The 22,422-nt window shown below is 48.7% G+C and carries 21 protein-coding genes; 12 read left to right on the forward strand and 9 right to left on the reverse strand.

The features are described from left to right. Positions 1 to 61: 61 nt before the first annotated feature. On the reverse strand, positions 62 to 1,105 hold the full coding sequence (gene mreB / locus ACJHX7_RS06965; RefSeq protein ID WP_000913396.1) for a rod shape-determining protein MreB: 1,044 nt from the start codon (positions 1,103 to 1,105) through the stop codon (positions 62 to 64). 304 nt (positions 1,106 to 1,409) lie between these two features. Beyond that, the gene (gene csrD, locus ACJHX7_RS06970) at positions 1,410 to 3,350 is read right to left on the reverse strand and encodes an RNase E specificity factor CsrD (RefSeq protein WP_094030180.1); all 1,941 of its coding nucleotides are present in this window, start codon (positions 3,348 to 3,350) and stop codon (positions 1,410 to 1,412) included. A 151-nt stretch (positions 3,351 to 3,501) separates the two neighbouring features. On the opposite strand from csrD, the gene ACJHX7_RS06975 reads away from it, so the two are divergent. The 3 genes from ACJHX7_RS06975 to accC all read left to right on the forward strand — a co-directional run bounded on the left by ACJHX7_RS06975 (position 3,502) and on the right by accC (position 7,284). Next, positions 3,502 to 4,476, forward strand: a complete 975-nt coding sequence (locus ACJHX7_RS06975; protein WP_001148472.1) for an MDR family oxidoreductase — start codon at positions 3,502 to 3,504, stop codon at positions 4,474 to 4,476. Positions 4,477 to 5,453: 977 nt separating this feature from the next. Then, positions 5,454 to 5,924 (forward strand): acetyl-CoA carboxylase biotin carboxyl carrier protein, encoded by a 471-nt coding sequence (accB, locus tag ACJHX7_RS06980; RefSeq protein ID WP_000354622.1) that lies wholly within the window; start codon positions 5,454 to 5,456, stop codon positions 5,922 to 5,924. Positions 5,925 to 5,934: 10 nt separating this feature from the next. Beyond that, entirely contained in the window at positions 5,935 to 7,284 is a 1,350-nt protein-coding gene (gene accC / locus ACJHX7_RS06985; protein ID WP_000884639.1) for an acetyl-CoA carboxylase biotin carboxylase subunit, read from the forward strand. 91 nt (positions 7,285 to 7,375) lie between these two features. Here the strand turns inward: accC and ACJHX7_RS06990 are convergent, their stop codons facing one another. Genes ACJHX7_RS06990 through ACJHX7_RS07015 form a run of 6 tightly spaced genes read right to left on the reverse strand, consistent with a single transcriptional unit; the run spans position 7,376 to position 13,733 of the window. Continuing rightward, positions 7,376 to 8,422 (reverse strand): aldose 1-epimerase family protein, encoded by a 1,047-nt coding sequence (locus tag ACJHX7_RS06990; protein WP_088170326.1) that lies wholly within the window; start codon positions 8,420 to 8,422, stop codon positions 7,376 to 7,378. Continuing rightward, complete coding sequence (locus ACJHX7_RS06995) at positions 8,419 to 9,381, reverse strand: sugar kinase (protein WP_094030181.1); 963 nt, start codon at positions 9,379 to 9,381, stop codon at positions 8,419 to 8,421. The genes ACJHX7_RS06990 and ACJHX7_RS06995 overlap by 4 nt, the downstream gene beginning before the upstream one ends. 21 nt (positions 9,382 to 9,402) lie before the next feature. Then, entirely contained in the window at positions 9,403 to 10,392 is a 990-nt protein-coding gene (locus ACJHX7_RS07000) for an ABC transporter permease (RefSeq protein WP_000137049.1), read from the reverse strand. Then, a complete protein-coding gene (locus ACJHX7_RS07005; protein WP_000132911.1) occupies positions 10,393 to 11,892 on the reverse strand; it encodes a sugar ABC transporter ATP-binding protein in 1,500 nt (499 codons plus the stop codon). It lies immediately after the preceding gene. A gap of 60 nt (positions 11,893 to 11,952) precedes the next feature. Continuing rightward, on the reverse strand, positions 11,953 to 12,843 hold the full coding sequence (locus ACJHX7_RS07010) for a substrate-binding domain-containing protein (protein WP_001298583.1): 891 nt from the start codon (positions 12,841 to 12,843) through the stop codon (positions 11,953 to 11,955). 35 nt (positions 12,844 to 12,878) lie between these two features. Further along, positions 12,879 to 13,733 carry a tagatose bisphosphate family class II aldolase gene (locus tag ACJHX7_RS07015; RefSeq protein ID WP_000275540.1) on the reverse strand — a complete coding sequence of 285 codons (855 nt, stop codon included), beginning with the start codon at positions 13,731 to 13,733 and terminating at the stop codon, positions 12,879 to 12,881. Positions 13,734 to 14,074: 341 nt separating this feature from the next. Here ACJHX7_RS07015 and ACJHX7_RS07020 point away from each other — a divergent pair, with 341 nt between their 5' ends. From ACJHX7_RS07020 to ACJHX7_RS07060, 9 genes are all read left to right on the forward strand, one after another. Further along, a complete protein-coding gene (locus tag ACJHX7_RS07020) occupies positions 14,075 to 14,905 on the forward strand; it encodes a DeoR/GlpR family DNA-binding transcription regulator (protein WP_410231549.1) in 831 nt (276 codons plus the stop codon). A gap of 31 nt (positions 14,906 to 14,936) precedes the next feature. After that, a complete protein-coding gene (locus ACJHX7_RS07025) occupies positions 14,937 to 15,872 on the forward strand; it encodes a sugar kinase (protein WP_094030182.1) in 936 nt (311 codons plus the stop codon). 92 nt (positions 15,873 to 15,964) lie between these two features. Further along, entirely contained in the window at positions 15,965 to 16,207 is a 243-nt protein-coding gene (locus ACJHX7_RS07030; protein ID WP_000381170.1) for a YhdT family protein, read from the forward strand. Then, a complete protein-coding gene (panF, locus tag ACJHX7_RS07035) occupies positions 16,197 to 17,648 on the forward strand; it encodes a sodium/pantothenate symporter (protein WP_032172075.1) in 1,452 nt (483 codons plus the stop codon). The genes ACJHX7_RS07030 and panF overlap by 11 nt, the downstream gene beginning before the upstream one ends. Before the next feature lie 11 nt (positions 17,649 to 17,659). Then, positions 17,660 to 18,541 carry a 50S ribosomal protein L11 methyltransferase gene (gene prmA, locus ACJHX7_RS07040; RefSeq protein WP_001145827.1) on the forward strand — a complete coding sequence of 294 codons (882 nt, stop codon included), beginning with the start codon at positions 17,660 to 17,662 and terminating at the stop codon, positions 18,539 to 18,541. Positions 18,542 to 18,869: 328 nt separating this feature from the next. Beyond that, positions 18,870 to 19,835, forward strand: a complete 966-nt coding sequence (dusB, locus tag ACJHX7_RS07045; RefSeq protein ID WP_001219652.1) for a tRNA dihydrouridine synthase DusB — start codon at positions 18,870 to 18,872, stop codon at positions 19,833 to 19,835. 25 nt (positions 19,836 to 19,860) lie between these two features. Next, complete coding sequence (gene fis / locus ACJHX7_RS07050; protein WP_000462905.1) at positions 19,861 to 20,157, forward strand: DNA-binding transcriptional regulator Fis; 297 nt, start codon at positions 19,861 to 19,863, stop codon at positions 20,155 to 20,157. 85 nt (positions 20,158 to 20,242) lie between these two features. Next, the gene (gene yhdJ, locus ACJHX7_RS07055; RefSeq protein WP_001258939.1) at positions 20,243 to 21,127 is read left to right on the forward strand and encodes an adenine-specific DNA-methyltransferase; all 885 of its coding nucleotides are present in this window, start codon (positions 20,243 to 20,245) and stop codon (positions 21,125 to 21,127) included. Between the two features lie 83 nt (positions 21,128 to 21,210). After that, positions 21,211 to 21,390, forward strand: a complete 180-nt coding sequence (locus ACJHX7_RS07060; RefSeq protein WP_001295275.1) for a DUF2556 family protein — start codon at positions 21,211 to 21,213, stop codon at positions 21,388 to 21,390. Positions 21,391 to 21,392: 2 nt separating this feature from the next. On the opposite strand, the gene acrS is transcribed toward ACJHX7_RS07060, so the two are convergent. After that, positions 21,393 to 22,055, reverse strand: a complete 663-nt coding sequence (gene acrS / locus ACJHX7_RS07065) for a multidrug efflux transporter transcriptional repressor AcrS (protein WP_032329101.1) — start codon at positions 22,053 to 22,055, stop codon at positions 21,393 to 21,395. Between the last annotated feature and the right edge of the window lie 367 nt (positions 22,056 to 22,422).

Here is a 22,422-nt window from a genome sequence, read left to right on the forward strand (position 1 = left end):
TATGCGTATTCTCGTATCAGACCAGGCAGGGTAAACAGACGCTTCCCCTGCCTGCATCCGATTACTCTTCGCTGAACAGGTCGCCGCCGTGCATGTCGATCATTTCCAGCGCTTTGCCGCCACCGCGCGCCACACAGGTCAGCGGGTCTTCAGCAACAACGACTGGAATGCCGGTTTCTTCCATTAACAAACGGTCAAGGTTACGCAGCAGTGCGCCACCACCGGTGAGCACCATGCCGCGCTCGGAGATGTCGGAAGCCAGTTCCGGCGGGCACTGTTCCAGTGCAACCATTACCGCGCTCACAATACCGGTCAGCGGTTCCTGCAGTGCTTCGAGGATTTCGTTGGAGTTCAGGGTAAAACCGCGTGGAACACCTTCTGCCAGGTTACGGCCACGAACTTCGATTTCACGGACTTCATCGCCCGGGTAAGCCGAACCGATTTCGTGCTTGATACGTTCTGCGGTGGCTTCACCGATCAGAGAACCGTAATTACGACGTACATAGTTGATGATAGCTTCGTCGAAACGGTCACCACCAATGCGCACGGAAGAGGAGTAAACCACGCCGTTCAAGGAGATAACAGCAACTTCAGTGGTACCACCACCGATATCAACCACCATAGAACCGGTCGCTTCAGAAACCGGCAGGCCAGCACCAATTGCGGCAGCCATCGGTTCTTCAATCAGGAAGACTTCACGGGCACCAGCGCCCTGCGCGGATTCACGAATTGCGCGGCGTTCAACCTGAGTCGCGCCAACCGGTACACAAACCAGAACGCGCGGGCTTGGACGCATAAAGCTGTTGCTGTGCACTTGTTTGATGAAGTGCTGGAGCATTTTTTCAGTCACGAAGAAGTCGGCGATAACGCCGTCTTTCATTGGGCGAATGGCAGCAATATTGCCCGGCGTACGGCCCAGCATCTGCTTCGCGTCATGACCTACTGCAGCTACGCTTTTCGGTGAACCGGCACGATCCTGACGAATGGCCACCACGGAAGGCTCATTCAATACGATGCCTTGTCCTTTTACATAAATGAGGGTATTCGCAGTACCCAGGTCAATGGACAAGTCATTGGAAAACATGCCACGAAATTTTTTCAACATACTAAGGGATAATCCTGAAAGCTGGGGCGGAAAAGAAAATCCGCTTACTTTACCAACCACACGCAGCAGCGACAAGGCGCAAAAATCATCTGCTACGGTGAAAATTAGTGCAGTTCGTTTCCTTTGTTACAAATCTCTGCCTGAGTCCAGAAAGGCTTAATGCATCAGCAGCATTCCTCGCCTGTTTGCAACCGCGTAAGGTCATTCATCTGCATATGTGCTGCAACAATCTGGCGAGCAGACAAGCACACTCCCATGAGACGCAGCGCGCGTTATTCTACGTGAAAACGGATTAAACGGCAGGTTAAACCGAGTATCTTTGTGAATATTTTTTCACGTTAGTATCAAGTGGCTGTGAGGACGCGAAAAAATCCCCTTGCCCACCTGTAACACCGCGCTGAATCAGGGTCTGCCACTCGCTTCGCGAACGCACGCCGGTGGCGTAAACCTGGGTGCTGGTCCCGGAGCAGGCTTCCACCAGGCTTTGAACCAGCAGCTGGTTCTCCGTTCGCTTCTCAATGTTTCTGACCAGCCCCGGATGGAGCTTGAGTAACTCAACATTAAGTTCTTTGATCCAACTGGTGCTTACCAGCGTCAAACCAGCCTGGTTGACGGCTACCCGTACCCCTAAAGCATTCACTAAACGAATAACAGGTTGTAAGCGACTGATATGTTGACCAACATCGGCCTCTGCAAGTTCAATAATTATGCGTCTTCGTTGCGATTTTTCACATTGCATTAACGTATCGCGCAGCCAACGCTGAAAACGCGGGCGAATCAGCGACTCAACGGTAACCTGAATCGCCAGATTTTCCTCTGGCCAGTAACGCAATAGTGGAATAAGACGGCTGATTAGCAGGCGGTCATACTCTTCCGATAAACCAAACTGCAAGACCATCGGCATATACTCTGCCGAGCTAACCTCTTCATTACCATCGAAGATGCGGCACATGAGTTCACGATGATGAACCCGGCCTTCGCGAGTAACCGCCGGTTTTTGATAAAGGCGCGGGCCGCCGCGACTGAGCATTTGCTCGATAAGCGTACGCCAGCGAACATTACCGCGTCCTTTTTCAGGCAACGAGTCATCGTAAATAGCCCAGCTATTGCCGCCCTGCAATCCCGCATTACGCGTGGCAGACTCTGCATGTTCCATTACCTGCTCGGTATCCTGACCACTACGCCAGGCACAGATACCAATGTGGATCATATCGTCGCGATCGAGCATTTTATTGTTCGGCAAGGTATCGACGGCTTTGATTAACTGACTGGCGATGCTCTCTGCCTCTTTTAACGTCCGGTGCGGTAACAGCGCAGCAAAATCACTGCGGTGGTAACGCGCCAGCAGTGCGCCAGGGTAGCGCATCATAAATGTCGATAGCAGATTCGTCAGAGAGAAGAACTGTTCTTCAACCTGGCTGTGCCCCCAGGTATCACTCAACATATTGAAATCCGGCAGACGAATCATCATCACGATCCCGTGGGTACCTACTTTCTCCTGATCTTCCAGTAACGTTGCTAACTGATTATCGAAGAAGAGTCGGTTATTGAGGCCGGTTTTCATGTCCTGGGCGGCATAAGAGCGGATCAGCGTATCAAGACGGCTGTGTTGTTCGCGTGCGTTCTGAATTTCACGAAGCAGCGTATCCAGCGCACTGCTGGTTCTGGGCGGCCATTCATAGATGGTTCCCAACACATTAGAGCCACGCTCACCGTTTAAGATACGAGTAGCCCGGGTTTCCAGCAATTCTTGCCCGGCAAGTTGCCGTTGTAACCAGCGTACCGCCAGGAAGAGCATAAGAATGATAAAGCCAATCGCCCCCGTGAGCGGCGCGGTGGTCATCAACGAATGGAAATAGTTGCCCATCGGATCCTGATAAACCAGACGCAGCGACATCCCCGGATGCTTTATCAACGGAACGCTCAGTTCACGAAATAGATCGTTGGTGCCAACCGGACGATAACTACCATTTCTGGCCAGGGTATAAACCTGCTTATCACCATGGAGCAGGTCTACACGAACGATATCTGCCGACATCATTAATTCGGTAATTTGTGGCCTTAATGTGCTGAAGTCATTCGACACCAGGTGGGTATCGATCGCCGTCGCCACCGCCTGAACACGATGACTAAACTTATACTGAATGGCGTTGTAGAAACTTAGCGAACAGCCCAGCAAAGTCACAAAAATTGTTAACCCGGTGAGCAGCGTAACAAAGGCCGAAAATTTCGTCGTTAATCTCATCCTTGTGTTAACTCCGATAGTGAGGAAGCGGGCATACTAGCAAATCAGATTTATCTCGCAATTTATTGCGCTTCATCGGCTTTGCTTTTCCATTAGCGAGTATAGTCTTCAGAAATTATTTTCCAATCCATCATGCACATGAGGACCACTTATGCAGGCGTTACTTTTAGAACAGCAGGACGGCAAAACTCTCGCATCGGTACAGACTCTGGACGAAAGTCGCCTGCCGGAGGGCGATGTCACGGTTGATGTTCACTGGTCGAGCCTGAACTACAAAGATGCGCTGGCAATTACCGGTAAGGGAAAAATCATCCGTAATTTTCCGATGATTCCTGGGATCGATTTTGCCGGAACTGTACGCACCAGCGAAGATCCGCGTTTTCATGCCGGTCAGGAGGTGTTACTCACTGGCTGGGGCGTTGGTGAAAACCACTGGGGTGGGCTGGCGGAACAGGCGCGAGTGAAAGGTGACTGGCTGGTTGCCATGCCGCAAGGGCTGGACGCGCGTAAAGCAATGATTATCGGTACTGCCGGTTTTACCGCCATGTTGTGTGTGATGGCGCTGGAAGATGCCGGTGTTCGCCCGCAGGATGGGGAGATTGTCGTGACGGGTGCCAGTGGTGGCGTCGGCAGTACCGCCGTGGCGCTGCTGCATAAGTTGGGTTATCAGGTCGTTGCCGTTTCCGGTCGCGAAAGTACCCATGAATATCTGAAAAGTTTAGGTGCCAGCCGTATTCTCCCTCGCGATGAGTTTGCCGAATCCCGTCCTCTGGAAAAACAAGTCTGGGCTGGGGCAATTGACACCGTTGGCGACAAAGTGCTGGCAAAAGTGCTGGCGCAAATGAATTACGGCGGCTGCGTGGCGGCCTGTGGTCTGGCGGGTGGTTTTACTCTGCCAACCACGGTCATGCCATTTATTCTGCGTAATGTCCGTTTACAGGGGGTGGATTCAGTAATGACGCCACCAGCACGCCGCGCACAAGCCTGGCAGCGATTGGTCGCCGATTTACCGGAATCATTCTATACCCAGGCGGCAAAAGAGATATCTCTGGCAGAGGCACCGAAGTTTGCCGAGGCCATCATTAATAACCAGATCCAGGGGCGCACGCTGGTGAAGGTTAACTAACCATTTAGCAAGGATTAATAAGAGAGGGAACTCATTTTGAAATCATTATTCAATCGGTTAACGGGAAAAGCGGTTAGCCGGACAGCTTTCGTCGAACATCTTGGTCATGAAGTTGTACAACATCATCCAAACTGGAAAGTCATGATTTCGACTGACCATAAATTGATGCGCACTGTTACTCCACCAAACAGCCATTATTGATACGCCTCCGTCGCCTGTTAGGTTTATGGTGCTTTGCCTGGGCGACGCTACGCTTAACCTGTTACTGATTTCTGGTACCATGGGGTGAATAATCTGATTTTATTTGCCTACAAATTAACCACTCGAACGTATTTAATGCTGAGCATTGTCAGTCGGTTGATTTTGCGTGCTTTAGCATTCACATCTATCCAGACGATGCAGTGAAAATTGGGCAATCCCCAGCAACCGCTGCGTAATGTCGTCTATCTTGTCGCGATCCTGGCATCCCTACATTATTTGTGGTCTGTGAAGATTATCTCATTGCAGCCCCTCATCTTCGCAGGGCTGGCTTTACAGCTTTTCACCTTACGTTATAAGAAGTTCCATCGATGATGGCGCTAATTTCGTGAATTGTGCGGCTTGTTGCAAATTACACGGTGTTGAAGGTTATTTACATGTTAGCTGTTGATTATCTTCCCTGATAAGACCAGTATTTAGCTGCCAATTGCTACGAAATCGTTATAATGTGCGACCTCGTCCTCCCTGACGCAGTTTTTGCGCTGCGGAAAAGGTGACATTGGCGCAACGAAGGTATATTTTGTTTTTTGCCGGAGGATAGCAGCAGATCGCTGCACAATGTCCGTCAAGTCTAACATTGACACTCTGGGGCAAAATAGACCGGCGTCCCGGCCTGCTGGAATTTATCGCTATGCATACAGCTGTCGGGGCATACGCTTTACAGACGGCGGTGAAACGCCTGTCACAATCACACTAAACAAAGAGTACGGAACCCACTCATGGATATTCGTAAGATTAAAAAACTGATCGAGCTGGTTGAAGAATCAGGCATCTCCGAACTGGAAATTTCTGAAGGCGAAGAGTCAGTACGCATTAGCCGTGCAGCTCCTGCCGCAAGTTTCCCTGTGATGCAACAAGCTTACGCTGCACCAATGATGCAGCAGCCAGCTCAATCTAACGCAGCCGCTCCGGCGACCGTTCCTTCCATGGAAGCGCCAGCAGCAGCGGAAATCAGTGGTCACATCGTACGTTCCCCGATGGTTGGTACTTTCTACCGCACCCCAAGCCCGGACGCAAAAGCGTTCATCGAAGTGGGTCAGAAAGTCAACGTGGGCGATACCCTGTGCATCGTTGAAGCCATGAAAATGATGAACCAGATCGAAGCGGACAAATCCGGTACCGTGAAAGCAATTCTGGTCGAAAGTGGACAACCGGTAGAATTTGACGAGCCGCTGGTCGTCATCGAGTAACGAGGCGAACATGCTGGATAAAATTGTTATTGCCAACCGCGGCGAGATTGCATTGCGTATTCTTCGTGCCTGTAAAGAACTGGGCATCAAGACTGTCGCTGTGCACTCCAGCGCGGATCGCGATCTAAAACACGTATTACTGGCAGATGAAACGGTCTGTATCGGCCCTGCTCCGTCAGTAAAAAGTTATCTGAACATCCCGGCAATCATCAGCGCCGCTGAAATCACCGGCGCAGTAGCAATCCATCCGGGCTACGGCTTCCTCTCCGAGAACGCCAACTTTGCCGAGCAGGTTGAGCGCTCCGGCTTTATCTTCATTGGCCCGAAAGCCGAAACCATTCGCCTGATGGGCGACAAAGTATCCGCAATCGCGGCGATGAAAAAAGCGGGCGTTCCTTGCGTACCGGGTTCTGACGGCCCGCTGGGCGACGATATGGATAAAAACCGCGCCATTGCTAAACGCATTGGTTATCCGGTAATTATCAAAGCCTCCGGCGGCGGCGGCGGTCGCGGTATGCGCGTAGTGCGCGGCGACGCTGAACTGGCACAATCCATCTCCATGACCCGTGCGGAAGCGAAAGCTGCTTTCAGCAACGATATGGTTTACATGGAGAAATACCTGGAAAATCCTCGCCACGTCGAGATTCAGGTACTGGCTGACGGTCAGGGCAACGCTATCTATCTGGCGGAACGTGACTGCTCCATGCAACGCCGCCACCAGAAAGTGGTCGAAGAAGCGCCAGCACCGGGCATTACCCCGGAACTGCGTCGCTACATCGGCGAACGTTGCGCTAAAGCGTGTGTTGATATCGGCTATCGCGGTGCAGGTACTTTCGAGTTCCTGTTCGAAAACGGCGAGTTCTATTTCATCGAAATGAACACCCGTATTCAGGTAGAACACCCGGTTACAGAAATGATCACCGGCGTTGACCTGATCAAAGAACAGCTGCGTATCGCTGCCGGTCAACCGCTGTCGATCAAGCAAGAAGAAGTTCACGTTCGCGGCCATGCGGTGGAATGTCGTATCAACGCCGAAGATCCGAACACCTTCCTGCCAAGCCCGGGCAAAATCACCCGTTTCCATGCACCTGGCGGTTTTGGCGTACGTTGGGAGTCTCATATCTACGCGGGCTACACCGTACCGCCGTACTATGACTCAATGATCGGTAAGCTGATTTGCTACGGTGAAAACCGTGACGTGGCGATTGCCCGCATGAAGAATGCGCTGCAGGAGCTGATCATCGACGGTATCAAAACCAACGTTGATCTGCAGATCCGCATCATGAATGATGAGAACTTCCAGCATGGTGGCACTAACATCCACTATCTGGAGAAAAAACTCGGTCTTCAGGAAAAATAATTTGTGACGCGCGGTGTTTTCATCGCGCTTAGCAAAGAACGTAATCAACGCCGGGCCTGTTAACGCTGCCCGGCGTTTTTATTGCCGTTAGCTAACGGTAGCTTGCAATTTCCGCTTTCAACGCGCTAATTTCAGCATCGCCATCAACAATTCCCAGCTCAAAGCAGTATGTCTTTGTTTCCCCTGGCTCTATAAAGGGCAGACGCCCCTGCGCTCGTTCTTTATCACGACCGTCAGGAAAACTATTGCTGACCTCCAGCCCCATAACATATTCACCCGCGCCTAAATTTTTCCACTGGATAAAGTTGGGTAGCTGCATGGTGTCGAATTTCTCGTAAATTCCCCACCCCAGTTCGGCGTTCACCAGCGCAACTTTACTCATCCCCTGACTGTCGCTATTCAACGTGAGATAGTAAACCTGCTCGTCAAAACCGGGCTGTGGGGTACAAATCTCCAGATGACTGGTTAACCCTTCCGCCGCATGCGGGGTTCGTGGCGTTACGCTTTTAGCCGACAGCAAGATTTCTGCCTGTGGCGATAATAAAGGCCAGCCGTAATTAAAGTGATAAAGAATTTGCAGCGGCTGGCGGGTGAAACCATGATTAGTCACCTTGTCTTCAATGCGCAGCACATTTTCGCCATAACGGCAGCGAATGGTCCTTTCCAGCGTCAGATTTTCACCGAACAATCGTGTTTCCCGTACTTTGCCATTGATGACAAATTCAATGCCGTCGTCGGTCCGTTCTGTGCGATACCCCACCTCTTCTGCTGGAGTCGCAGCCAAACGCCCGTGTAACCCCAGCGTTTCTCCGTTATCCTCACAGGGCGTGCCAATGTAGCTAAGTCCGCAGGTAGTCAGTAACCCCGCGTAGAAGCTACGTAAAAACCCGTTGCCCTGAGACTCAAAAAAAGCGGGGGCGACAATGCCGTTGGGGGTGATAAAAGAGAGCGCTGTGTCCTTGTAGCTGGCCCATGCAATATCCAGCGCGCGATCTTTTACCACCGTAAATGCAAATCCCGCACCAGTACGGACATCAAACGCTTCTGTCCCCTTTGCTCTGCCACTACGTAACTCATAGTGTTTAATTCCGGCAACCTGCGAGAGATCGCCAATCCACGACCAAATTTCGTTTTTCATTGTGCTGCTTCCCGAATGGACATGTCATGGCGCTGGATGAACGCTTCGATTTCCGCAAGGCGAGACGTTCCCTCCATTGGGCCACATCGGGTTACCGCCAGTGCACCGCAGGCGTTGGCATATTGTAATGCCCGATGGGCGTCAAACCCTAGCTGGCGGCAGGCAATCCACGCGCCACCAAAGCAGTCTCCCGCACCGGTCGGGTCAACTTCATCCACCGGATAGCTCTCAACATGAAACTGCTCATTCGCGGAGTAGTAACTGGCACCTTGATTGCCGCGCTTCACAATCACCTCTTTAACACCTTCTTCAAGAAAACCAGCGATTGCACGCTCCGGTGTCGAGTGTGGCGACAAGAGCAACACTTCTCCCTCGCTGGGCATATAGATATCTGTTAACTCAAGAACAAAGTGGAGGGCGTCACGCATTTCTGGAATATCGAGCATCTCTTTCCGAATATTAGGGTCAAAAGAAATAACGCCACCATTCTCTTTTACAATGGTTACCGCTTTCTTTACTGCGTCTACCATATGGAATGAAAACAGGGATGAACCCATAATATGAAAATGGGTACAGTCCTTCAGAATATTTTCATCAACATGCTGCGCCGATAATTTACCGCAAGCGGCATTCTTGATATTAAAAATAAAATCGCGATCGCCAGAGTTATGATAAGTAACAAAGGCACTCCCGGTAGCTTCCAGAGGTAAGACTGAAATCCCCCTGATATCCACACCGTCAGCAGCCAGACGATGTATATTAATATCACCAAAGCCATCATTCCCCACACAACTAATGATGCCGCACGGAACGCCAAGACGTGTCACCTGGTCGATAAAAATAGCGGGTGCGCCACTGGGATAAGGGCCGTTCCAGATACCTGGTTGATCAAATGGCTGGCCGATTTTACTCGCCATAATTTCAACCAGAATTTCTCCAATTGTGAAGACCTTACTCATATGATTAATTCCTTGAAATGATTAGCTGCGTTTTCTTTTATTTCTTACGTCAAAATAAACGGCTACAAGAATGACTAATCCTTTAACCACCATCTGATAGAAATAGGGAACGTTCATTAAGTTCATGCCATTATTAATAACGCCGATGGTTAATGCCCCGATTACCGTCCCCACCACGGTTCCATAGCCGCCGTTCAGGCTGGTGCCTCCCAGTACAGCCGCAGCAATAGCATCCAGTTCGTAGCTCAACGCGGAATTCGGTTGCCCGGAATAGAGGCGTGAGGCGAGGATCATCCCGCTGATACCTGCCAGCACAGCTGTAATCATAAAGACTTTTATTTTCAAGCGGGTGACATTTATCCCTGAATAAACTGCCGCTTCTTTATTACCACCAGTGATATAAATCTTTCGTCCAAAGGTTGTTTTAGTAAGAATGAAATGGTTAATCAGCAATAAGATAATTAATATCCAGATTGGAATAGGTATATAGAGAAATTCTCCATTCCCCAGCGCCAGAAAGGCATCATCTTTAATCATGATGGGCATACCATCGGTCACTATATAAGCGATACCACGGAAGATCCCCATAGTAGCAACGGTGACAATAAACGACGGGATCCCCGCTATAGCCGTCAAGCCACCATTTATCATCCCCAGAGCCAGGGCTGCAATAATGGATAATGGGACCAATAAAATAAATGGAATTCCCCATGAAGCCCCAAGCGCAGCAAATGTGCCAATCAATGCAATGGTTGAACCAACCGATAAATCAATATCGCCAAGCAAAAGTACGTAAGTCATTCCATAGGCGGTAATTGCAATTATCGAAACCTGAAGAATAATATTAGTAATGTTATTGGCGGTAAAAAAACTGTCATTAATAAAACTGAACAGAATGATTAACACCACCATTCCACTGAGGATACCGCCATATTGCCTGAAGACTTTTTTAAAATTATTTGCAATGGGAATTTCCGAAGGTTTCGGACTGGCAAGAGTTTTCTCTGTCATTTAACGTACTCCTGTTGCAGCGGTCATTACCTGTGTCTGCGTTAAATTTTCACATGAATAAATATCGGCAATCGTTTTATTACGCATTACCACCAGACGATCGCTAAGTGCCATGACTTCTGGCAGTTCAGAGGACACCAGAATAATTGCTGTCCCTGCCGCAGCCAGTTGACGTATCACGTTATAGATTTCAAATTTTGCGCCGACATCCACTCCGCGCGTTGGCTCATCGAGCAATAAAATACGCGGAGTTTTCTCCAGCCACTTGGATAACACGATTTTCTGTTGATTACCGCCGCTCAGCGCTCCCACTGCCTGATGTACAGAACTCACTTTAGTGTTCATTCTGGCAATAGATTGCAGCGTCTTCGCCTCTTCTTGTCGGTGATTGATGAGTCCTATCCGCGAAGCGTTATATTGAAACGCCACATGGTGCGTGTTCATATTGACGTCGTGCATCAGCACTAACCCTTCTTCCTTGCGGTTTTCGGTCACAAAAGCAATGCCATGATCAATAGCCTGTTTGGGATTAGCGATCCTGACTTCCTTACCATCAATCAACACAGTCCCGTGATACGAAACGAGGCCAAATAGCGCCTTCATAACATCGGAACGCCCGGCCCCCACCAGGCCAAAAAATCCGAGGACTTCCCCCGGACGCACAGCGAAACTGACCTCTTTAAAAAGCGAAGGATGGGAAAGGTTTTTTACTTCCAGTTTTGCAGGAACATTTTCATCCGGCTTTTCCCCAAGACGTGCTGGCCAAATATTTTTCATTTCCCGACCAACCATTTGGGCAATCAAATGCTGGATATCACTGTTTTTCTTTTCATGCGTAGCGATATACTCACCGTCGCGGATCACCGAAATATCATCTGAAATCCGCATAATTTCATCCATGCGATGAGAGATATAAATAACCGCACAACCTCGCTGCTTTAATTTCTCAATAATGTTAAACAGAATCTCTGCTTCATTATCACTTAGCGAAGATGTCGGTTCATCCATAATCACGACATCTGCTGCATAGCTTAAGGCTTTGGCAATTTCTACCAGTTGCCTATGTGCCATCGACATATTGCCGACCATTTCCAGCGGATCCAGTGGGATGCCCAGTTCCGCGAGGAGATTCTGGCAATCTGCGAGCATTTTTTTATCGTTAATAATGCCAAAACGTCGCGGTTCATTATTGGCATAAATATTTTCCGCCACGGTCATATTATTACTCAGGCTCAGCTCCTGAAAAATAATCGCAATCCCTAACTGGCGAGAATGCTGCGGATTATTAATGGTGATGGTTTCACCACGTAGTGTTATCGTTCCCTGGGTTGGCGGATAAACACCGGCCAGTATTTTCATTAATGTCGATTTACCGGCACCATTCTCGCCTAATAAAGTATGCACCCGCCCTTTACGTAAAGAGAGGGTAATATCTTTTAATGCCTGAACATGACCAAATGTCTTCGCAATATGCGAAACATCAAGAATAACATCCGTCATAATGACCTCGGTGTCACAACAAAACGTCGATAACGTTTTGTTGTGAAATGAAGATGTTTATTATTTACCTGTATAAACGCCGGGTTGTACCGGGATCATTTTTTCTACCGGTTTACCATTGAGGTGATCAACAGCGGCATCAATGGCTTTAGCCCCCATTTGATCGGGATATTGCCGAATCACGGCCGCAAACGTTTTTTCACTGTCAACGGCATCACGCGCTTCTTTCATGCCGTCAAAACCAATGATTTTGATGTTGTCGTTATGCGCAGATTTTGCTGCGATAACCGCTGCCAGCGCCGCATCATCACCAAAGCCAAACAGACCATTCAGGTTGGCATTTGCCTGCATAATGTTTTGCGCAGTCGTTAACGCTTCAGCCCGCGTAATACCAGGCTGTTCAGCAACAATTTTAATATCCGGTGTATCGCTTAACCCTTTCTTAAAACCATCAACGCGCGCAACCACCGATTGTAGTGCCGGATAAGAAATAATGGCTACAGTACCTTTACCATGCAAAAGTTTACCCATTAACTTGCCTGCTTCAACGCCTCCCGCATAGTTATCGGTCGCAACATGCGATACGACCGGAACGCCTTCCGCAGCGACGTCGACGGTGATAACGGGAATACCGGCCTTATCGGCTTTAATTATCGCTGCCTGGACGCCTTTCGAATCGACCGGAGAGATAATAATGGCATCCACTTTTTTAGTAATAAAATCCTCAACATCAGAAAGTTGTTTGTTTAAATCCTGATTGGCAATAGAGACACTTAAATTGACATTGTCTTTTTTTGCCTCTTCTTTCATGGCATTCGCAAGATCAATATAGAAAGGATGTTGTTGTGTTAATAATGACGCACCAATTTTATACTCTTTTGCCAACGAACTTTGCGAGAACAATGCCAGGCTCACCAACATAGCTGAACCAAGTAATTTAATATTTTTCATAAACAATCCTCATTATTTTTGTAGGGTACAACGTCTTAAATTTTTCCTTCACTACCACAGACGCCAATAATACGAGTTACGACTTCTTTCATGGCGGCCTTTGCGGGCTGCATATAGTGACGTGGATCATTTGCCGCAGGATTGTTGTAGAAATATCCTTTTAACGCATCGGCAAACGCAATTTTCAATTCTGTCGCGACATTCACTTTACAAATACCGCGACGAATACAGTGCTGAACGTCCTGTTCCGATAAGCCCGAAGCACCATGCAACACCAGCGGAATCTCCACTCGCTGACGAATCTGTTCCAGCCGCACAAAATCCAGTCGTGGTTCATGCGCATATAAACCATGTGCTGTGCCGATTGCTACCGCCAGGGAGTCAATTTGGGTACGTTGAACAAACTCTGCAGCTGCGGCTGGTGAGGTATAAGCGGAATCTTTTTCATCCACCCGCAGATCGTCCTCCTGGCCGCCAAGACGCCCTAGCTCGGCCTCAACGCTAACATCAAAGCGATGGCAAAAGGTGGTAACTTCTTGCACTCGCGCAATGTTGTCTTCAAATGGCAAATGGGAGCCATCAATCATGACAGAACGGATCCCTGCGCGAACCTTGTTAAAAATGTCATCACTCTCTTCATGATGGTCGAGATGCAGGACTAACGGCAGGTTGTACTCGCGAGCCAGCGATTGTACTAACGAAATTAAACTTCCCACGCCACCATAACGATATGTACCGGGTGTTCCCGCCAGCATAACGGGAGAGCGAAGTTGTGCAGCGCTCTCAACAACTACCTGTAAAGTTTCAAGGTTATGAATGTTGAAAGCAGGGACGGCATATCCCTCTGACTGGGCTTTTTTCAGCATGTTTTTGCTTGAAATAATATACATCGCAGCTCCTGTTATTTGTCGTTCGCCTTACAAAATGAAGAAAGAGAATCTTCACTTTCATTTTGAAAGCAAACTAGCACAGCAAAAGCAGCAAAAAGCGTGATGCATGTCGAACATCATCAAAATAACTTACAAAAAATAACTTAATTTATTTTTCACTTTGCAAGTGAAACCAATGGAAACCCTGCATAAATATGAATATATTCATTTATTTTTCAATTTATTAAGCTATTTTCGTTGCAATTTTTGACCCATGATTTTCTTTTCGAATTGTCGATATGATTGAAGGATAACTTTCAAAGAAAAATACAAGGGGCTATAGTGTTACGCATTAAAGGCCAATGAAGAGTGTTAACGTGCCGAGAAAATCGTCTAACCTACTGAAACGCAGATTAAAAATTGCAGAAATTGTTGCCGCCCAGGGTGAAATCAAAGTTGATGACTTATCTGCGCAACTTGGTGTCTCTGGCGTGACGATCCGCGGCGATCTCAGTTATCTGGAGCAACAGGGATATTTAAAGCGATCATTTGGCGGTGCTATTGCGACACCACTCTCCTCTGAACCAGAAGCGATACAACCGATCGCGCCATTGTCTCTGGCACAACAAATGGAAATAGCACGACATTGCGCACGATTAATTCGCGATCGTGACACGCTATTTCTTGGACATGGGACAATCTGCCGTAAGATCATTCCCTTGCTCAGCGAAGTGAAAAAACTGCGTCTGATCACCAACGATCCCGAACATGCGCTGCTGGCAAATCAGTTTATTGATGGCGAAATAATACTGGCTGGCAGTGAAATGCTGCGCCCCGATACCGCACTGGCCGGAAAACCTCTCGAACAGGCACTTCAGCATTTCACCATTACACATAGCATTCTGGAAATCAGCCACCTGGATGCTGATGGTACTTTAAATATCAACGTTCCCAGACTTGCCGCTGCCTGGCAGCTCTGTTTCGATCATGCCCAGAATAAGACAGTTATCGTTGCCGCCGATCCTACGCCATCAACGGCTGCTATCGGGCATTTGCATCAGGCAGAAAATGTGATCGTCAGCCGCAGCATTAACGAACAATATCAGCAACAATTGCAGTCGGCTGATTTCGTTATCCTTTATACCAGTAATGAGTGCTTTACCTGGTCCAATCGCGAAAGGCTTCAGGAATGAGAGGGGTTTTGTGACAATAACTATCTGCGCTATGGGCGAATTGCTGGCCGAGTTTTTGTCCCGCAACCCACATCAAAAATTCACTCAGCCTGGGGAGTTTATCGGGCCATTTCCCAGCGGTGCACCAGCAATTTTTGCTGCTCAGGTGGCAAAACTGTCCCATCGGGCCATCTTCTTCGGATGTGTTGGTAATGATGATTTTGGCCGACTCATTATAGAGCGTCTCCGTCATGAAGGTGTCATTACCGATGGGATTCACGTTATGAACAATGCCGTCACAGGTACGGCGTTCGTGAGTTATCAAAATCCCCAGCAGCGGGATTTCGTCTTTAATATCCCTAACAGCGCCTGCGGTTTGTTTACTGCTGAGCACATTGATAAGGATCTGCTAAAACAGTGTAACCATCTGCATATTGTGGGCTCATCGTTGTTCTCATTTCGCATGATCGATGTCATGCGTAAAGCAATAACGACGATCAAATCGGCTGGCGGCACCGTTTCTTTCGATCCTAATATTCGTAAAGAGATGCTGAGTATTCCTGAAATGTCACAGGCTCTCGATTATTTGATTGAATATACGGATATTTTTATCCCCAGCGAAAGCGAACTCCCTTTCTTCGCGCGTCACAAAAATCTTTCAGAAGAACAGATTGTTAGCGATCTTCTCCACGGCGGCGTAAAACATGTGGCGATAAAACGCGCCCAGCGTGGGGCCAGCTATTACAAGCTTAAAAACGGTACATTACACGCCCAGCATGTTACAGGCCACGATATCGAAATTATCGATCCAACGGGTGCAGGCGACTGCTTTGGCGCAACGTTTATCACTCTTTTCTTATCCGGTTTCCCGGCACACAAGGCGCTGCAATATGCAAATGCCAGCGGCGCGCTCGCCGTAATGCAGCAAGGTCCGATGGAAGGGATATCCTCACTGACTGACATTGAAGACTTTTTGCAGCAGCACTGAACGGCAATTTTCTGTCAGATTATTTTCCCTGCCTGAAGACTTGCCGTAGAATTGCCCGTTTCTCGTATCCCCCCATGAGGAGGACCCCTTCCGTGGACACTCGTTTTGTTCAGGCCCATAAAGAGGCGCGCTGGGCGCTGGGGCTGACCCTTTTGTATCTGGCGGTATGGTTAGTAGCCGCTTACTTACCTGGCGTTGCCCCCGGTTTTACCGGCTTTCCACGCTGGTTTGAGATGGCCTGCATCCTGACGCCGCTACTGTTTATTGGACTGTGCTGGGCGATGGTGAAATTTATCTATCGCGATATCCCGCTGGAGGATGACGATGCAGCTTGAAGTGATTCTACCGCTGGTCGCCTATCTGGTGGTGGTGTTCGGGATTTCAGTTTATGCAATGCGTAAACGGAACACCGGCACCTTCCTCAATGAGTATTTCCTCGGCAGCCGTTCTATGGGCGGTATTGTGCTGGCGATGACGCTCACCGCGACCTATATCAGTGCCAGTTCGTTTATCGGCGGGCCAGGAGCTGCTTATAAATACGGCCTGGGTTGGGTATTGCTGGCGATGATTCAGCTTCCTGCGGTCTGGCTTTCGCTCGGTATTCTCGGCAAGAAGTTCGCGATTCTTGCGCGCCGCTACAATGCGGTGACGCTGAACGATATGCTGTTTGCCCGCTACCAGAGTCGTCTGCTGGTGTGGCTGGCGAGTTTAAGTTTGCTGGTTGCGTTCGTTGGTGCGATGACCGTGCAGTTTATCGGCGGTGCGCGCCTGCTGGAAACCGCGGCGGGTATCCCTTATGAAACAGGTTTGCTGATTTTTGGCATCAGCATTGCGCTCTACACCGCCTTTGGCGGCTTTCGCGCCAGCGTGCTGAACGACACCATGCAAGGGCTGGTGATGCTGATTGGCACCGTTGTGCTGCTTATTGGCGTGGTGCATGCTGCAGGCGGTTTAAGCAATGCGGTAGAGACGCTGCAATCCATTGATCCGCAACTGGTTACGCCACAAGGCGCTGACGATATTCTGTCACCTGCGTTTATGACGTCGTTCTGGGTGCTGGTATGTTTTGGCGTGATTGGCCTGCCGCATACTGCGGTGCGCTGTATCTCTTATAAAGACAGCAAAGCCGTACATCGGGGGATCATCATCGGGACAATTGTAGTGGCAGTCCTGATGTTTGGTATGCACCTGGCCGGAGCGTTAGGCCGTGCGGTGATCCCCGATCTCACCGTACCGGATCTGGTGATCCCGACGTTAATGGTAAAAGTGCTGCCACCGTTTGCTGCCGGGATCTTCCTGGCTGCACCTATGGCTGCGATCATGTCGACGATCAATGCCCAGTTGCTGCAAAGTTCCGCTACGATCATTAAAGATCTCTATCTGAATATCCGTCCGGATCAAATGCAAAACGAGACGCGTCTGAAGCGGATGTCGGCGGTAATTACGTTAGTTCTCGGTGCGTTGCTGCTGCTTGCCGCCTGGAAGCCGCCAGAAATGATCATCTGGCTGAATTTGCTGGCCTTCGGTGGGCTGGAAGCCGTTTTCCTGTGGCCGCTGGTACTGGGTCTTTACTGGGAACGCGCCAACGCCAAAGGCGCGCTAAGTGCGATGATTGTTGGCGGCGTACTGTATGCCGTACTCGCGACGCTGAATATTCAGTACCTGGGCTTCCACCCTATCGTGCCCTCGTTACTACTAAGTTTGCTGGCTTTCATGGTCGGAAACCGTTTCGGTACATCCGTCCCGCAAGCTACCGTTTTGACTACTGATAAATAAAGAGTTTTGCCATGCCTTGGATCCAACTGAAACTGAACACCACCGGCGCGAACGCGGAAGATCTTAGCGATGCGCTGATGGAAGCGGGTGCCGTTTCTATCACTTTTCAGGATACCCACGATACGCCTGTGTTTGAGCCGCTGCCGGGCGAAACGCGCCTGTGGGGCGACACCGATGTGATTGGTCTGTTCGACGCTGAAACCGATATGAACGACGTGGTGGCGATTCTGGAAAACCATCCGCTGCTCGGCGCAGGCTTCGCGCATAAAATCGAACAACTGGAAGATAAAGACTGGGAGCGCGAATGGATGGATAATTTCCACCCGATGCGCTTTGGTGAACGACTATGGATCTGCCCAAGCTGGCGTGATGTGCCGGACGAAAACGCCGTCAACGTGATGTTAGACCCAGGTCTGGCGTTTGGTACAGGGACTCATCCAACTACCTCTCTGTGCCTGCAATGGCTCGACAGCCTCGATTTAACCGGTAAAACGGTCATCGACTTTGGCTGTGGTTCCGGCATTCTGGCTATCGCGGCGCTGAAACTGGGTGCAGCAAAAGCCATTGGTATTGATATTGATCCGCAGGCGATTCAGGCCAGCCGCGACAACGCCGAACGTAATGGCGTTTCTGACCGTCTGGAACTCTACCTACCTAAAGATCAGCCAGAAGAAATGAAAGCCGACGTGGTGGTCGCTAACATCCTTGCAGGCCCATTACGTGAACTGGCACCGTTAATCAGCGTCCTGCCGGTTTCAGGTGGCTTGCTGGGCCTTTCCGGTATTCTGGCAAGCCAGGCAGAGAGCGTTTGTGAAGCTTATGCCGACAGCTTCGCTCTGGACCCTGTCGTGGAAAAAGAAGAGTGGTGCCGCATTACCGGTCGTAAGAATTAACCTTCGCATCGCCGTAGGGTGACGCAAGGCGAAGTGCGAGCAAGGTCACAAAAGGCACGTTAATTTGCCGATTATTTACGCAAATTTGCGTGCCAAAATTTTCATTCATAAAGAAAAATTGAGAACTTACTCAAATTTCTTGGAGTGTAAATTTTAGTCACTATTTTCTAATATAATGATTTTTATGAGTAATTATCGCGCCAAGCTCATTTTAAATGCAATTCTTTGATCCATCTCAGATGATTGGTCAAAGTTTGGCCTTTCATCTCGTGCAAAAAATGCGTAATATACGCCGCCTTGCAGTCACAGTATGGTCATTTCTTAACTCATGCGCATCGGACAATATCAGCTCAGAAATCGCCTGATCGCAGCGCCCATGGCTGGCATTACAGACAGACCTTTTCGGACGTTGTGCTACGAGATGGGAGCCGGATTGACAGTATCCGAGATGATGTCTTCTAACCCACAGGTTTGGGAAAGCGACAAATCTCGTTTACGGATGGTGCACATTGATGAACCCGGTATTCGCACCGTGCAAATTGCTGGTAGCGATCCGAAAGAAATGGCAGATGCAGCACGTATTAACGTGGAAAGCGGTGCCCAGATTATTGATATCAATATGGGTTGCCCGGCTAAAAAAGTGAATCGCAAGCTCGCAGGTTCAGCCCTTTTGCAGTACCCGGATGTCGTTAAATCGATCCTAACCGAGGTCGTCAATGCAGTGGACGTTCCTGTTACCCTGAAGATTCGCACTGGCTGGGCACCGGAACACCGTAACTGCGAAGAGATTGCCCAACTGGCTGAAGACTGTGGCATTCAGGCTCTGACCATTCATGGCCGTACACGCGCCTGTTTGTTCAATGGAGAAGCTGAGTACGACAGTATTCGGGCAGTTAAGCAGAAAGTTTCCATTCCGGTTATCGCGAATGGCGACATTACTGACCCGCTTAAAGCCAGAGCTGTGCTCGACTATACAGGGGCCGATGCCCTGATGATAGGCCGCGCAGCTCAGGGAAGACCCTGGATCTTTCGGGAAATCCAGCATTATCTGGACACTGGGGAGTTGCTGCCCCCGCTGCCTTTGGCAGAGGTTAAGCGCTTGCTTTGCGCGCACGTTCGGGAACTGCATGACTTTTATGGTCCGGCAAAAGGGTACCGAATTGCACGTAAACACGTTTCCTGGTATCTCCAGGAACACGCTCCAAATGACCAGTTTCGGCGCACATTCAACGCCATTGAGGATGCCAGCGAACAGCTGGAGGCGTTGGAGGCATACTTCGAAAATTTTGCGTAAACAGAAATAAAGAGCTGACAGAACTATGTTCGAACAACGCGTAAATTCTGACGTACTGACCGTTTCTACCGTTAACTCTCAGGATCAGGTAACCCAAAAACCCCTGCGTGACTCGGTTAAACAGGCACTGAAGAACTATTTTGCTCAACTGAACGGTCAGGATGTGAATGACCTCTATGAGCTGGTACTGGCTGAAGTAGAACAGCCCCTGTTGGACATGGTGATGCAATACACCCGTGGTAACCAGACCCGTGCTGCGCTGATGATGGGCATCAACCGTGGTACGCTGCGTAAAAAGTTGAAAAAATACGGCATGAACTAATTCAGGTTAGCTAAATGCTTGATTAAAAAGGCGCTACTCGGCATGGGGAAGCGCCTTTTTTATAGGTGTCACAAAGGGAGTGACCATGAGAACAGGATGTGAACCGACCCGATTTGGTAATGAAGCAAAGACCATCATCCAGGGTGATGCATTAACCGAACTTAAAAAGATCCCCGCCGAAAGTGTAGATCTGATCTTTGCCGACCCACCGTATAACATCGGTAAAAATTTTGATGGTCTGATCGAAGCCTGGAAAGAAGATCTGTTTATCGACTGGCTGTTTGAAGTGATTGCAGAGTGCCACCGCGTTCTGAAAAAGCAGGGCAGCATGTACATCATGAACAGCACGGAAAACATGCCCTTTATCGATCTCCAGTGCCGCAAGCTTTTTACCATCAAAAGTCGCATCGTCTGGTCATATGACAGTTCTGGAGTGCAGGCGAAAAAACACTACGGCTCCATGTACGAACCCATCCTGATGATGGTGAAAGACGCAAAGAACTACACGTTCAACGGTGATGCTATTCTGGTAGAAGCCAAAACCGGATCGCAGCGCGCGTTGATCGATTATCGCAAAAATCCTCCACAGCCTTACAATCATCAAAAAGTACCGGGTAACGTCTGGGATTTTCCGCGCGTGCGTTATTTGATGGATGAATATGAGAATCACCCGACGCAAAAACCGGAAGCCTTACTGAAACGCATTATTCTCGCCTCTTCCAACCCAGGCGATATCGTTCTCGACCCGTTTGCCGGTAGCTTTACTACCGGTGCCGTAGCCGCCGCCAGCGGGCGAAAATTCATTGGTATTGAGATCAACAGCGAGTACATCAAAATGGGGCTTCGACGGCTGGATGTCGCGTCGCATTACTCTGCGGAAGAACTGGCGAAAGTGAAAAAAAGAAAGACCGGCAACCTGTCAAAACGAAGCCGGTTAAGCGAAGTTGACCCCGATCTCATTGCAAAGTAAAGGAAGTGTAAGCCTGGTTTTCAGATTATTCATTTCGTGTATATTTCCTGCCAGACTTGGTTAAACATGCACAGGCTCAGGTAATGATTCGCAAGTATTGGTGGCTCGTCGTTTTCGCTGTCTTCGTTTTTCTGTTTGATACTTTACTGATGCAGTGGATTGAACTGCTCGCAACAGAAACAGACAAATGCCGCAATATGAACTCAGTTAATCCACTAAAACTGGTTAACTGTGACGAACTGAATTTTCAGGACAGAATGTGAATTTATATGACACCTAATTCATTCGTTTGATGAATTAATTTCGTTATGTTTTCATCTGGCATGAACATTCTTAATACGTTATCGACCAGTGCGGGTGCTTGTTTATAAAGATCATAACCCGCCATATTCATTAACCAGTTTTGAACAATTCCGCTGAAGGCACCATCAATAATAATCATCACAACATCTAAATCGAGATTATTTGCTATACAACCTTGTTGCTGACATGCCTGCAATACTTCGTGGAGAGTCTGCGGATTAAAGCCCATCTTTTCGCGTATCACTCCCTCTGCCAGCATCTCATCATTAAATTCACATTTGTGATATAAGATTTTCAGCAACGCCTGCTGGCGGGGAATTTTGGCAATATATTGCAAGCCGACAATCAATTTTTCACGCAATTGTTGAAACGGGTCATGCTCTAACCCAGCCGTCAAGTGTTCCTGGATTAACTCCCGCAATGAAGGCTGTTGCAACCACATCTCATTAAACAGTTGGGTCTTGTTCTCGAAGTGCCAGTAGATAGCGCCACGCGTAACGTTAGCGGCATCGGCAATGTCGTTGAGCGTCGTCTTGCTTACGCCATGTTGCGCAAACTGGGCGATGGCAGTTTCAATCAGTTCTTGCCGGGTCTTCAGAGCTTCGGCTTTGGTTCTTTTTGCCATGATTAATTATTCAGGAAATAAATATATTCGACACAGAGTGAGAAAATAGCGAAGGTTAATCTATCACCTAATGTGTATTTATACGAGAGGCTAATATTGAGTTGCTATAAATCGTTAAATAAATAATATATATTATTTACCTAAGATACATTCACTACATCAATATATATTTCAATTTACGAGGATTTGATTCTACCTCTTTCAACCCGCGTCAAAATAAAACAGTAGAATATTAATCTTTTTTTGTGTTTATGTGCCTTGAGACGCCAGTATTCATAACTATTCCTTACATCGACGAATGATAATTTGTAGGATAGCGAACTGTATTTTTCTTTCTGCGAGTTAACGCGTTGCCTTTTTGGGTAAA

It is taken from the genome of Escherichia sp. WS1451 (assembly GCF_046487365.1).
GTDB classification, from domain to species: domain Bacteria; phylum Pseudomonadota; class Gammaproteobacteria; order Enterobacterales; family Enterobacteriaceae; genus Escherichia; species Escherichia coli.

Excerpts from the sequence above, each read along its gene's own strand:
- ACJHX7_RS07010 (WP_001298583.1), bottom strand. The coding sequence starts at position 12,843 with ATGAAAAATATTAAATTACTTGGTTCAGCTATGTTGGTGAGCCTGGCA.
- ACJHX7_RS07005 (WP_000132911.1), bottom strand. The coding sequence starts at position 11,892 with ATGACGGATGTTATTCTTGATGTTTCGCATATTGCGAAGACATTTGGT.
- ACJHX7_RS07015 (WP_000275540.1), bottom strand. The coding sequence starts at position 13,733 with ATGTATATTATTTCAAGCAAAAACATGCTGAAAAAAGCCCAGTCAGAG.
- ACJHX7_RS07020 (WP_410231549.1), top strand. The coding sequence starts at position 14,075 with ATGAAGAGTGTTAACGTGCCGAGAAAATCGTCTAACCTACTGAAACGC.
- ACJHX7_RS07000 (WP_000137049.1), bottom strand. The coding sequence starts at position 10,392 with ATGACAGAGAAAACTCTTGCCAGTCCGAAACCTTCGGAAATTCCCATT.
- csrD (WP_094030180.1), bottom strand. The coding sequence starts at position 3,350 with ATGAGATTAACGACGAAATTTTCGGCCTTTGTTACGCTGCTCACCGGG.
- panF (WP_032172075.1), top strand. The coding sequence starts at position 16,197 with ATGCAGCTTGAAGTGATTCTACCGCTGGTCGCCTATCTGGTGGTGGTG.
- dusB (WP_001219652.1), top strand. The coding sequence starts at position 18,870 with ATGCGCATCGGACAATATCAGCTCAGAAATCGCCTGATCGCAGCGCCC.
- ACJHX7_RS07060 (WP_001295275.1), top strand. The coding sequence starts at position 21,211 with ATGATTCGCAAGTATTGGTGGCTCGTCGTTTTCGCTGTCTTCGTTTTT.
- accC (WP_000884639.1), top strand. The coding sequence starts at position 5,935 with ATGCTGGATAAAATTGTTATTGCCAACCGCGGCGAGATTGCATTGCGT.
- mreB (WP_000913396.1), bottom strand. The coding sequence starts at position 1,105 with ATGTTGAAAAAATTTCGTGGCATGTTTTCCAATGACTTGTCCATTGAC.
- fis (WP_000462905.1), top strand. The coding sequence starts at position 19,861 with ATGTTCGAACAACGCGTAAATTCTGACGTACTGACCGTTTCTACCGTT.
- ACJHX7_RS06990 (WP_088170326.1), bottom strand. The coding sequence starts at position 8,422 with ATGAAAAACGAAATTTGGTCGTGGATTGGCGATCTCTCGCAGGTTGCC.
- prmA (WP_001145827.1), top strand. The coding sequence starts at position 17,660 with ATGCCTTGGATCCAACTGAAACTGAACACCACCGGCGCGAACGCGGAA.
- ACJHX7_RS06975 (WP_001148472.1), top strand. The coding sequence starts at position 3,502 with ATGCAGGCGTTACTTTTAGAACAGCAGGACGGCAAAACTCTCGCATCG.
- yhdJ (WP_001258939.1), top strand. The coding sequence starts at position 20,243 with ATGAGAACAGGATGTGAACCGACCCGATTTGGTAATGAAGCAAAGACC.
- accB (WP_000354622.1), top strand. The coding sequence starts at position 5,454 with ATGGATATTCGTAAGATTAAAAAACTGATCGAGCTGGTTGAAGAATCA.
- ACJHX7_RS07025 (WP_094030182.1), top strand. The coding sequence starts at position 14,937 with ATGGGCGAATTGCTGGCCGAGTTTTTGTCCCGCAACCCACATCAAAAA.
- acrS (WP_032329101.1), bottom strand. The coding sequence starts at position 22,055 with ATGGCAAAAAGAACCAAAGCCGAAGCTCTGAAGACCCGGCAAGAACTG.
- ACJHX7_RS06995 (WP_094030181.1), bottom strand. The coding sequence starts at position 9,381 with ATGAGTAAGGTCTTCACAATTGGAGAAATTCTGGTTGAAATTATGGCG.